Genomic DNA, 11,691 nt, shown 5'->3' on the forward strand with positions numbered 1-11,691 from the left:
TATAAACTTGGCGCCACGCGTCGGCCAATAGATGTCTCGGCGCCACAGATCAAGAGAGTGAGTAATGGGCGCACAGTGGAAGGTTAAACACAAAGAAGCGGCAGCCAACGCCAAAGGCAAGATCTTCGGCAAATTGGTGAAGGAAATCACCATCGCTGCCCGCAACGGTGCCGATACCACCACCAACGCACACCTGCGTCTGGTGGTCGAACAGGCCAAGAAAGCCTCGATGCCAAAAGAAACCCTCGATCGCGCGATCAAGAAAGGCGCCGGTCTGCTGGGTGAAACCGTGCAATACCATCGCGTGACCTACGAAGGGTTCGCCCCGCACCAGGTGCCGCTGATCGTCGAGTGCGTGACCGACAACATCAACCGTACCGTCGCCGAAATCCGCGTGGCGTTCCGTAAAGGCCAACTGGGGGCTTCCGGCTCCGTGGCCTGGGACTTCAACCACGTCGGCATGATCGAAGCCTCGCCGGACACCCCGGACGCCGATCCGGAAATGGCCGCGATCGAAGCCGGTGCTCAGGATTTCGAGCCGGGCGAAGACGGCGCAACGCTGTTCCTGACCGACCCTACCGACCTGGATTCGGTGCAGAAAGCGCTGCCAGAGCAGGGTTTCACCGTGCTGTCGGCCAAGCTCGGCTACCAGCCGAAGAACCCGGTCAGCGGCTTGAGTGACGAGCAGATGGCTGAAGTTGAAGCGTTCCTCGAAGGCCTCGACAACCACGATGACGTGCAGGACATGTTTGTTGGCCTGGCGGGCTGATCGGCTGCGTCAGTGATGGCCTCATCGCAGGCAGGCTAGCTCCCACAGGGATTTGTGAACGCCACAGATCCAGTGTAGGAGCTAGCCTGCTAGCGATTGACCGCGCAGCGGTCACAGATCTTCAAGTTGCTTCATGACCTCAGAAAACCCCGGCCGCGCCAGCACATCCGCCTGACAGCAACGTCGCTCCAGTTCCTCAAGAACCCGACGCCGCTCATCACTCAACCCCGAGTCGACGCGCGCCAGCAATTCCCCCAGCAAAACCCCGAACGCGCGCACTTCGATGCGTTGCAACGCGCGCGTTTCCAGCGTGTCATCGACAGCATGGAACGACGCCCCGCCAAAATCCCCGAGCAGGCAATCGCCGCGCTCGTTCAACAGAATGTTGTGCCCGTAGAGATCGCCGTGGGTGATGCCTTGCTGATGCAAGTGTTCGGCTGCCGAAGCGATGCCTTTGGCAATGTTCAGCGCGACCTCGGCACTGAACCGGCAATCATCGGCGTACACATCCCGCGAGCAGGACGCCAGGCTGGGCAGGTCGGCGAGGTTGCGGAACGACGGATCGATCAATTGCATCACCAATCCTTGCTGGCCGTCGGGATGGCCACTGATGCGTCCCTCGACGCGGATCAGATTGGGATGCAGGCCGGCGGTGATACACGCATTCATTTCGTGCAGCGGCGAGCCGTCGCTGGTCATTTCACCTTTGTACAACTTCACCGCAACCGGTATCACCGAACCATCGTCGCGTTGCCAGTTCGCCCGGGAAATCACCCCCGAGGCGCCTTCACCCAAGCGTTGCTCCAGACTTAGCGCAGACCAGGGGATCTGTGCCGTCGCGTCGAGCGCGGCAGCGTCCGCCTCGGTTTCCAGCGGGTTACCGGCGTAGGCCAGCCAGGTCAGGCTCGGCAGCGCGAGCAGCCACTGCGGCAGCTCGGTCAGGCGGTTGGCGGAGATGCGTAACAGCTCCAGACGATGGCAGTTGCTCAGCGAGGGTGGCAGCGCTTGCAGACGGTTGCCGGACAGCATGAGCTTTTGCAGGGCAGGGCGCTCACCGAGTTCGCTCGGCAGGCTTTCAAGGCAGTTGTCGGTCAGGATCAGCCAGCGCAGCTGTGGTGGCAGGGCTGCAGCGGGTACGTTGACGATGCGATTGGCCCTGAAGCCGATCATCGTCAGCGCCGCACACTGGCCGAGGCAGGCCGGCAGTTCGGTAAACGGGTTGTCGGAGCAGAACAGCACCCGCAGGCGCGTCAGACGGTGCAAGTCATCCGGCAGGCGGCTCAGGGCGTTGCCGCTGAGATTGAGGATTTCCAGGGTGTCGGCCAGATCGAAAATCTCGCGCGGGAATTCGGTCAGGCCACAAGACAGATCCAGTCGAGTGATGCCCGACAACTCGCCGGCGCGCAATTGAGCAAGGGTGTGCATGTTGGGGTTCGCTATTGATCAGTGGAGCGACGCTGGGGCGCTGGGAATGGGCGACATGATAACGGCAAAGCCCGGGTTTGAATTGGATAGGCGGCGAAACTTCAGTTGCCCTTGGTGGGAGCGAGCCTGCTCGCGAAGGCGGAGTGTCAGAAGCTGATGTTTTGACTGATAGGGCGCTTTCGCGAGCAGGCTCGCTCCCACAGGGGAATGGCGTTCTCAGATCGTCCCGTGCACTTCTTGCAACTGCCCCAACCGACTGCGCGTGCGCGCCAGGTCAATGGCCTGGCCATCCAGGCTTTCGCGCAAGGGCAAACGACCGAGCAGCGTCAGGTGCTTGTCCTGGTCGTACAGCACGTCGATCAGGTTGATGAAGCGTTGTTGCGCGGCGATCGAGCACTCCGCCAGTTCCGGCAGATCATCGATGATCCAGCGGTCGAAACGGCGACACAGTTCCAGGTAATCCATCACCGCCGTTGGCTGTTCGCACAGATCGTTGAAGGTAAAACCGACACGCCGTTTCTCAAAAAAACGCGCCTGAAACTGCCGGGTGCCGACCGTTAGCGCAACGGCCGGTGCCTCTGCAGGCGGCAGATCCAGGGCCGTGCGTTGTGCTGGCGTCGCCGGCCACACGTAATGTCCCTGGGTGAATATCTGGTGCGCAGAGTGACGCGTCTGGCTGCGGTAATCGTGCGGGCCGCCGACTTCCATCACCTGCATGTGCGTATTGATCAGTTCGATCACCGGTTTGAAGCGGGCGTGATAAAGCGGATTGGGCAGCAAACCCTCAGGCGCATAGTTGGAGGTCACCAGCAGCAGAATCCGTCGTTTGAACAACGCCTTGAACAGCCGGGTGATCAGCATGGCATCGCCGATGTCATGCACATGAAACTCGTCGAAACACAGCACCCGACAATCTTGCAGCAGTTCGTCGAGAGCCACTTCGAGGGCATCGTCCTGCAGGCGATGGCTGAACATGCCCTGATGCAATTGCGCGAAAAACTGATGGAAATGCAGGCGTCGTTTCTGAGTGATCGGCAGCGCCTGGAAGAAGCCGTCGAGCAGCCAACTCTTGCCACGCCCGACGGCGCCGAACAGATACAGGCTTGGCGTGGTTCGGCTGTTGGCGGCCAACAGCAGACTGGCCTGCTGCGCCATGCACTCAATGACGCGCTGCTGGCTGTGGCTGAGGGTGTAGCCCTGACCGCTGGCCTTGTGTCGGAAGTAATCGCGGATCGACTGGGCGCTGGCGTCATGCCCGGCGCCGGCCGGCAAACCCTTGCCGAACCAGCGGCGCAACGCCGGCCAGCTCTGGATCAGTCGCGATCGTTTCGGCGGGTGGGCAGGCACTGTCGGCGTCTCCGTGTTCGTCAAAACCGGCTCCCGGGAGCGCGGCGATGTAGTGTAACCAGACGCCGAGATGACCAGCCACCGCGACGTGTCGACAGTGGGCGGTTATTGAACAAATTTGTGCGGCACGTACAGCAATTTTTAGCGACATGGCTCGCCCCGTTGTCAATCTTTCGAAACATATCCCGGCCGATCCATGGATCCAATCGACTGGCGGAATCGTCGGCCGTTGCTAACCTCAATCACAGAAACGACGTCGCAAGCGATCACTGACAAGGAATGGCGCAGTGAATGTACATGGGGTTATGGGGCTGTTGGGTGTGCTCGCTGCACCTGTCTATTCGGCGGATCTTCAGGTTGAAGTGCGCGTCGATGTGCAACGCGGCTGCCAGTTGATCGGCCAGCAGCGGCAGGCTGGTATCGAGCAATTGGGTGTGCTCGATTTCGGCAGCACCGCGCGCCTCGATGACCCGGCCGGGCCGTTGGCAGCGGCGCTGACCAATCAACGCCTGCCACGGCTGGAGTGCAATCCGGACACGCCGTACCAGATGCGTGTCGACGGCGGCTTGCATGGTGGTGTCGGCGAAGTTCGCTATATGGTCGGTTCAACAGGCAGTAAACCGATTCCGTACCGCTTGTATCAGGACGCGGCGCGCCGGGTGCCGCTGGTGGTGGATGTTCCGGTCAGTGGGCGGGTGCCGGACAGCGGCACGGTGGAGTTGCCACTTTACGCGCGGATCGAGCGCCTGGCTGAGGTGCCGCAGGTCAGCCGTTATTCGGATCTGGTCAAGGTGACGGTCACCTGGTGAGTGTGGTTTCAAGGCAGCCGCTGGACGCGGGTGCGCAAGGAAGGCGTTCGATGATGAGCGCGGTGATCGAATCAGCGTAAAGGAGCAGGGACGGGCGCAATGACAGGTAAACACTGGATGGTGGTGGCAGCGGGTACGCTGGCATTGCTCGCAGACGAGGCGCAAGCGGCGGTCAGCGGGCAAATCAATGCGCGGCTGATCCTGATTGCCGGCTGCGAAGTCACCAATACCAGCACACCCGACAGTCCGCTCAGCGCCCTCGGCACCCTCGACTTCGGCCTTCAGGGGCCCACCTGGAACGCGCCGATCAAGGCCAGTCTGGACGGCGACAGCAGCGGCAAACTCAACGTCGCCTGCAATCCCTCGGTCACCGGTTTCACCGTCACCATCGACGGCGGCACCCACGGTGACGGCAATACCCGGCGCCTGAGCAACGGTCGCCAGACCCTCCCTTATCAGCTGTTTGTCGATCCCTCCGGCGTCCGGAGTTACAGCATCGGCCAGCAACACAATTTCGCTGTCACCAGCGGTGCGCAGATACCCATTCCGGTATTTGGCACGGTGGTGGCGAATACCCGTGCGGTACCGGCAGGGGTCTATACCGACACCCTGACGGTGACGCTCGACTGGTAACCCCGTAGAGGACGGACACCATGCGTATGTTTGCATCAAGGATAGGTTTGTCGTTGCTTGGCCTGGCGCTGGTTTCCAGTGCCAACGCCGCCACCACGGTCACCGGCCAGATCACCTCCAGCCTGATTCTGATCAGCAGCTGTCAGGTCAACGGCGCTGGCGGTTCCACCGGGCTGAACTTCGGTGCGTTGAACTTCGGCACTGCCAACAGCCTGTTCACCACCGCCACCGGGCAGGTGTTGGGCGGGGGCGGCGGGGCGTTGTCGATTCTCTGCTCCAGCGGCACCACGCCGACGGTCAAGGTACGCGCGGGCTCCCACGACGGAATGTCACCGGGTGGCACGCGGGCGCTGTACGACGGCGTTGCCAATTACGTGCCGTACGACTTGTACACCGATGCCGGGCACTCGCAACTGCTGGCGATTGACGGGACGATCAACCTCGCCGCCAGTACCGGTGTCGCGCAGACAGTGAACATCTACGGTCAGGCAGTGGGCAAGGCCGGTTTGCCGGCGGGGACGTACACCGACACTGTCGCTGTTGAACTGACGTTCTGATGCCATGCGCCGCCATGGCTGTGCCGCGCTACTCCTGCTCTGCGCAGGCAGTGCGCCGCTGCCGCTGACCGCAGCAACGAGCCAGAGCTTTCAGGTCAGTGCCACGGTCACTGCCGGGTGTCTGGTGGTGGGCGGGGTGTCGAACTATGGCGGGCTGAATTTCGGTTCGCGTTCGGCACTGGCCACCGGCACCGTGCAGGTCGCGCTGACGGGTGGGGTGCAATTGCAATGCACGCCGGGCGTGACGCTGAACATGAGCGTTGATGGCGGCCAGTACAACAACAGCGGCCGGCACATGCAGGTCAACAGCGGCACTGCGCGGGTGGCGTATGCGCTGTTTAGTGATGCGGCATACAGCCAGAGCCTGGGCATCGGCCAGAGTGTGGCGGTGGCCTACAGCGATGCGAACAACATCAGCCTGCCGATTTACGGTCAGGTGCAATTGCCGGGCAATCAGCCTGGGGGGACGTACAGCGACGTGTTGCAGGTGCAACTGTCGTGGTAAGGCGAAGTTGAATGGCCGACAAGGAGCAGGTTTATGGGGTCAGTTACGTCACGGCATTCGTTCGTGCGCTGCGCGATGTGGACGCTGGTCATGCTTGGGGCAAGTCAGGCACACGCGGCGAGTTCGGTGCTGATCTGGCCGATCGATCCGGTGCTGGAGGCTGATCAGCAGGCCAGTGCGCTGTGGCTGGAGAATCGCGGCAGCGAAACCGCCAATCTGCAGATCCGCGTGTTCGGCTGGAGCCAGAGTGGTTTCGCCGAGCAATACCAGAACCAGCGCGACGTGATCGGCAGCCCGCCGGTGGCGAAAATCGAGCCGGGACAGAAACAATTGGTGCGTCTGACCCGAACCAAGGAAGTGCCACCGGGGCAGGAACTGGCCTATCGGATCATCATTGACGAAATTCCTTCCGCACAACCCGCGACCGCTGACGGAGGCAAAACCGCCGCAGCGATCCGCTTCCAGATGCGTTATTCGGTGCCGCTGTTTGCCTATGGCGCCGGGCTGTGGAGCAAGGAAGACAGCAGCCGCGCGCGTGATCCCAAGGGTGTCGGCCTGCCGCAATTGAGCTGGCGCACGGTGGCCGTGGACGGCAAGCCCTATGTCGAAGTGCGTAATCAGGGCGCGGTGCATGCGCGACTGACTGACGTGGCAATCAAACAGGCAGGGCAGAGCAGACCGCTGGCCGAAGGACTCTTGGGTTACGTCCTGCCGGGGGCGGTAATGCGCTGGCCGGCACCGGGGCCGTTGGCCAGTGATTCGGCGTTGCAGGTGCGGGTGAACGGCGCGCCGCAGGTGCAGAGCATTACACCTGCCAAGTGAGTGAGTCGTAGCGCAGTTATCTGACGTCGGCTAAAGCGGTATCAGGGAGGATTCAGTCCATTGACGGACGTAAAACGGGTATGAGCCCAGGACGGGTTCGTCGTATTCAGCGTCCGTTGTGGCTCATCACCGGCGCGTGTTGCCTGATGTTCGTTCAACCATCCGGGGCCGGCGATCTGCCGCCGCCACCGAGCGGCATGGAGGCCGTGAGTGATGCACAGTTGTTTCTGGAACTGGTGGTCAACCAGATGAATACCGGACGCGTGGTGGCGGTGCAGCAGCGCGACGGGCGCTTGTTCGTGCCAGTGACCGCGTTGCGCGAGACCGGCATGAAACTGCCCGACAGCCTCGGCGCCGAGGTCGATCTCGACAGTCTGGCGGGGCTGCACAGTGATTACGACAGTGTCGGTCAGCGCCTGCTGCTGGACGTGCCGCCGGACTGGCTGCCGGAACAGTTTATCGGCAATCGTCAGGCTTACCCGCGCACCCCGGCGCTGAGCAGTTTCGGCGCACTGTTCAACTACGATCTGTACCTCAACGACACCGACGATGCCGGCACTTACCTGGCGGCGTGGAACGAAGTGCGGCTGTTCGACAGCTGGGGCACATTGTCCAGCACCGGGCAATACCGGCGTACGTTGTCTGGTGACTCGCTCAACACGCTGGACAACGGTTACCTGCGTTACGACACCACCTGGCGTTACTCCGACGACGAGCGAATGCTCACCTACGAGGCCGGTGACGTGATCAGCGGCGCTTTGCCGTGGAGCAGTTCGGTGCGTTTGGGTGGCGTGCAGTTTTCTCGGGATTTTGCCGTACGCCCGGATCTGGTGACGTATCCGTTGCCGCAATTTGCCGGTGAAGCGGCGGTGCCGTCCTCGGTGGATCTGTTCATCAATGGCTACAAGTCCAGCAGTGCAGACTTGCAGCCGGGGCCGTACACACTGACCAATATTCCGTTCATCAACGGTGCGGGCGAAGCGGTGGTGGTGACCACCGATGCATTGGGCCGGCAGGTGTCGACCACGGTGCCGTTCTATGTCACCAGTACGTTGTTGCAAAAAGGCTTGAGCGATTTTTCCGTGGCGGCCGGTACGTTGCGCCGCGACTACGGCTTGAAGGATTTCAGTTACGGCCCGGGTGTCACCTCCGGCAGCCTGCGTTACGGCGTCAGCGACAGTTTCACCCTGGAGAGCCATGCCGAAGCGGCCGACTCGCTGACACTGGGCGGCCTCGGCGGCAACCTGCGGCTGGGCAATTTCGGCGTACTCAATAGTGCCGTGAGCCAAAGCCGTTTCGACGGCGAGGGCGGTCACCAGGTCAGCCTGGGCTATCAATACAGCAACCAGCGCTTCAGCTTTTCCTACCAACGCCTGCAACGTCACGATCAATATGCCGACCTGACCGTGGTCGACAGCCCCTACATCAGCCTCAGTCGACGCAGCGAACAGGCGACCCTGAGCCTTAACCTTGAGCGTTGGGGCAGCCTCGGCGCCGGTTATTTCGATGTTCGTGCGGCGGACGACTCGCGCACGCGGCTGCTCAACCTCAGCTGGAGCAAACCGCTGTGGCGCAACAGCAGTTTTTACCTGTCGGCCAACCGCGAAGTCGGCGACAGCAACTGGGCGGTGCAGGCGCAACTGGTGATTCCGTTCGATCTGCGTGGCAGCCTGGCGATCAGCAGCGATCGCAGTAAAACCGGGCAGAGCCAGCAGCGGGTCAACTACAGTCGTGCGGTGCCGACTGAGGGCGGCGTGGGTTTCACCCTCGGCTACGCCAAGGGTGATGGCGCCGATTATCGCCAGGCCGACGTCACCTGGCGGCTGCAATCGGTGCAGTTGCAGGCCGGTGTCTACGGCACTTCCGAGGCTGAAACCCGTTGGGCCGACGCCAGTGGTTCGCTGGTGTGGATGGACCGTCAGGTGTTCGCCGCCAACCGCATCGACGATGCGTTTGTAGTGGTCAGCACCGATGGTTTCGCCGACATTCCGGTGCGCTACGAAAACCAGCAGGTCGGTCAGACCGACAAGAACGGTCATCTGCTGGTGCCGTGGAGCAGCGCCTATTACCGAGGCAAGTATGAAATCGACCCACTGAATCTGCCGGCCAATGTGCGCAGTCCCAATGTCGAACAACGCATCGCTGTAAGGCGCGGTAGCGGATATCTGCTGGAGTTTCCGCTGGCCCGAGTGATTGCCGCGAGCATCGTGCTGGTCGACACGCAACAGCGCGAACTGCCGCTGGGCGCGGGTGTGTTGCATGAGCAGAGCGGCACACGGACGGTGGTCGGTTGGGATGGGCTGGTGTATCTGGAAAACCTGCAGGCGCAGAACTCGCTGCAGGTCACGCTGGCCGACGGCAAGACCTGTCAGGCGCAGTTCAGCGTCGATATGAATCAGGACCAGGTGCCGCTGATTGGCCCGTTGGTGTGTCAATGATCGGCGCACGCTTGCTTCTGTTGCTGGCGCTGATGCTGCCGGGGGCGGCGCAGGCTGCGTGCTCGGTGGTCAGCACCACGCCGGCATCATTCGGTACGCTCAGTTCGATCGCCGTGCGCACGACGTCGCAGCCCAGCTCCACGCTGAATGCAGGTTTGAGCTGTACCGGTTCGCTGCTGTCCCTGCTGACCAGCAACGACCACTTCTGGGGCACCGTTTCTTCGACTCAAAGTGGTCTGGTCGGGCCGACCGGAGATGTCATCAGTTACACGGTCTACGCCAACAACAGCACCAGCTACCCGCTGACGCGTGGCACGGCCTACGACTTTGCGCGCAACGGCATCATCGATGCCTTGGGCCTGCTCAACGGTACAACGCCGAAAACCGTGCCGCTGTATCTCGGCACAACCATTGGCAGCAACGTCGCCGCCGGGGTGTACACCGAGACCCTGAGCATTTTCTGGAACTGGAATTACTGCTCGGGGATTGGTATTGGTTCTGTCTGTCTTGGGCGCGACATCGCCAGTGGCACGACCTCGTTGACGGTGAACATGACGGTGTCCAACGACTGCACGATTACTGCGCCGAACATTGCGTTCGGCAGCGCTCCGGTGATCAGCGCGTTCACCCCGGTGACCGGGCAAACCATCAATCTGGCCTGCACCAAGGGCAGTGCCTATACCGTGGGGCTGAGCGACGGGCAGAACGCAGTGAGTGTCGGCGGCCGGCGACGGATGATTTCCGGGAGCAATTATCTGGCCTACGACATTTTCAAAAGTGCCGGCACCACGCGCTGGGGCAGTGTCGGCGCGGCGCGGCGGGCGAGTAGCGATGCCGAGGTCAATCCGGGTAACGGCTTGGGCACGGGCAGCCAGATCTTCAACTACAACGCGAAAATCTACACCGACCAGAGCACGCCGCCTGCAGGTACTTATCTGGACAATGTGGTGCTCGACGTAGGTTTCTGAGCCTGACGCTGATCCCTCGTGGGAGCAAGCTCGCTCCCACAGGGGAAAGGTGGTGTTCTCAGAATGGCAGTGATTGCTTGAGCTGTTGCGCCGCCGGTGTATCGACCGGGCTGACCATCGCGTAGTTATAGCCACCACCTGACCAGTACTGGGCCTGCAAATCTCCGTCACTGCGCGTGCCACGCGGCAAAAAGGTGTTCTTCGGCCCCGGCGGGCGCACGTAGAAACTCACCTTGTGGCCGCTGCCATCCTCATACATCACCATCGCCGCCGGACCTTCATCAGTGCTGAGCAAGCGTCCACTGACCGGTTCAAACCCGGCCGCCTTCAGATCTGGTAAACGACTGGCCCGAGTGAAATAACGATCGAGCCAGCGCTGCATGTCGCCATCACTGTCGACCTTGTAATCGGCTGGCAACATGCCTTGCTGGGCAATCAGGCGATAGGCTTGCAGGGCGTCGGTCATTGGCAACATGGCCGGGCGCACAAGGGTCATTTCCCGGGCCTGCCAGCCACTGAAACCGCCGAGGCTGACCGCGATCAGCAACACCGCAGCACTGGCCAGATGACGACGCGACTGGCGCTGACGGCGCTGGCGAATCATCGCTGGGTCAAGCGCTGGGTTGGCCGGTTGCTGCAACGCGCCGCTGAGTGCCGCGCGCAATTGCTGGGCATCCAGTTGCCAGGCGCGAACCTGCGCCGCTTCGTCCGGGTGACTGGCCAACCAAGTCTCCAGCACACGCCGGTCGGCGTCGCGGAGCTGGTGGTCGACATAGGCGTGCAGATCACGCTCGGTGGGAGGCAGGCTGATCATTTGAGTATCCGCAAAGAAGGGCTGCTGATTTCGCCGTCGCTGAGTTGGCGCAGGGCCTGGCGGGCGCGGGACAGGCGCGACATCACGGTGCCGATCGGGGCGCCGAGAATCTCGGCGACCTCTTTATAGGAAAGGCCTTCCACTGAAACCATGAGCAGCAGCGCGCGCTGTTCGCTGGGCAGTCGGTGGAAGGCTTGCAGGGTCGACTGAGCGATAACGGTGCGCTCCACCGAGGGTTCGGCGTCGTCGCGACCGGTGAAGAATTCGAGCATTCGCGCATAACGCCGGGAGCGCCGGTGGGCGTCGAGAAACTGCCGATAGAGGATCGCGAACAGCCAGGCACGCAAGTCGCCGTCGGCGCGTTTGTCGCCCCAACTCGACAGGGCACGCTCCAGACAGGCCTGCACCAGATCGTCAGCACTACTGCTGTTGCGCGTCAACGACACGGCAAAGCGGCGCAATCTGGGAATGATTTCTCTCAACTGTTCGTCGAATTCGCTCATGAAATTCTGCTAGTCACTACGCTGTGGACTAGGGAGACGCCCGCCGTTGGAGGTTATTCCACGTTCGGAAAAATAAATACCGTTGTGTGGAATAAACCCGG

The 11,691-nt window shown here is 61.8% G+C and carries 12 protein-coding genes; 8 read left to right on the forward strand and 4 right to left on the reverse strand.

The window, feature by feature from the left end:
* The first annotated feature begins 64 nt into the window (after positions 1-64).
* Complete coding sequence (locus tag HU754_RS11090) at positions 65-769, forward strand: YebC/PmpR family DNA-binding transcriptional regulator (protein ID WP_099756686.1); 705 nt, start codon at positions 65-67, stop codon at positions 767-769.
* Positions 770-880: 111 nt separating this feature from the next.
* Here HU754_RS11090 and HU754_RS11095 read toward each other — a convergent pair whose 3' ends face one another.
* Positions 881-2,194 (reverse strand): leucine-rich repeat-containing protein kinase family protein, encoded by a 1,314-nt coding sequence (locus HU754_RS11095; protein WP_186622623.1) that lies wholly within the window; start codon positions 2,192-2,194, stop codon positions 881-883.
* A gap of 216 nt (positions 2,195-2,410) precedes the next feature.
* Complete coding sequence (gene zapE, locus HU754_RS11100) at positions 2,411-3,541, reverse strand: cell division protein ZapE (protein ID WP_186622621.1); 1,131 nt, start codon at positions 3,539-3,541, stop codon at positions 2,411-2,413.
* Positions 3,542-3,846: 305 nt separating this feature from the next.
* Between zapE and HU754_RS11105 the strand changes: the two genes are divergently transcribed.
* From HU754_RS11105 to HU754_RS11135, 7 genes are all read left to right on the forward strand, one after another.
* Positions 3,847-4,350 (forward strand): Csu type fimbrial protein, encoded by a 504-nt coding sequence (locus HU754_RS11105; protein WP_186622649.1) that lies wholly within the window; start codon positions 3,847-3,849, stop codon positions 4,348-4,350.
* Positions 4,351-4,449: 99 nt separating this feature from the next.
* Entirely contained in the window at positions 4,450-4,983 is a 534-nt protein-coding gene (locus HU754_RS11110; RefSeq protein ID WP_093434107.1) for a Csu type fimbrial protein, read from the forward strand.
* A 20-nt stretch (positions 4,984-5,003) separates the two neighbouring features.
* Positions 5,004-5,540: a Csu type fimbrial protein gene (locus HU754_RS11115; protein ID WP_064389251.1), complete on the forward strand. Its 537-nt coding sequence runs from the start codon at positions 5,004-5,006 to the stop codon at positions 5,538-5,540.
* Positions 5,541-5,544: 4 nt separating this feature from the next.
* Positions 5,545-6,045, forward strand: coding sequence for a Csu type fimbrial protein (locus HU754_RS11120; RefSeq protein ID WP_099756683.1), 501 nt, complete (start codon positions 5,545-5,547; stop codon positions 6,043-6,045).
* A 33-nt stretch (positions 6,046-6,078) separates the two neighbouring features.
* Positions 6,079-6,867 carry a fimbrial biogenesis chaperone gene (locus tag HU754_RS11125; protein ID WP_186622612.1) on the forward strand — a complete coding sequence of 263 codons (789 nt, stop codon included), beginning with the start codon at positions 6,079-6,081 and terminating at the stop codon, positions 6,865-6,867.
* Between the two features lie 80 nt (positions 6,868-6,947).
* Entirely contained in the window at positions 6,948-9,305 is a 2,358-nt protein-coding gene (locus HU754_RS11130; protein ID WP_186622610.1) for a fimbria/pilus outer membrane usher protein, read from the forward strand.
* Positions 9,302-10,273 carry a Csu type fimbrial protein gene (locus HU754_RS11135; protein WP_186622608.1) on the forward strand — a complete coding sequence of 324 codons (972 nt, stop codon included), beginning with the start codon at positions 9,302-9,304 and terminating at the stop codon, positions 10,271-10,273. Before HU754_RS11130 ends, HU754_RS11135 begins: the two co-directional genes overlap by 4 nt.
* A 58-nt stretch (positions 10,274-10,331) precedes the next feature.
* Here HU754_RS11135 and HU754_RS11140 read toward each other — a convergent pair whose 3' ends face one another.
* Both HU754_RS11140 and HU754_RS11145 read right to left on the reverse strand, forming a co-directional pair.
* On the reverse strand, positions 10,332-11,087 hold the full coding sequence (locus HU754_RS11140; RefSeq protein ID WP_186622606.1) for an anti-sigma factor family protein: 756 nt from the start codon (positions 11,085-11,087) through the stop codon (positions 10,332-10,334).
* Complete coding sequence (locus HU754_RS11145; RefSeq protein WP_186622598.1) at positions 11,084-11,590, reverse strand: sigma-70 family RNA polymerase sigma factor; 507 nt, start codon at positions 11,588-11,590, stop codon at positions 11,084-11,086. The genes HU754_RS11140 and HU754_RS11145 overlap by 4 nt, the downstream gene beginning before the upstream one ends.
* Positions 11,591-11,691: the final 101 nt, after the last annotated feature.

Origin of the sequence: Pseudomonas zeae, from assembly GCF_014268485.2 — a bacterium.
Taxonomy (GTDB): Bacteria; Pseudomonadota; Gammaproteobacteria; order Pseudomonadales; family Pseudomonadaceae; genus Aquipseudomonas; species Aquipseudomonas neuropathica.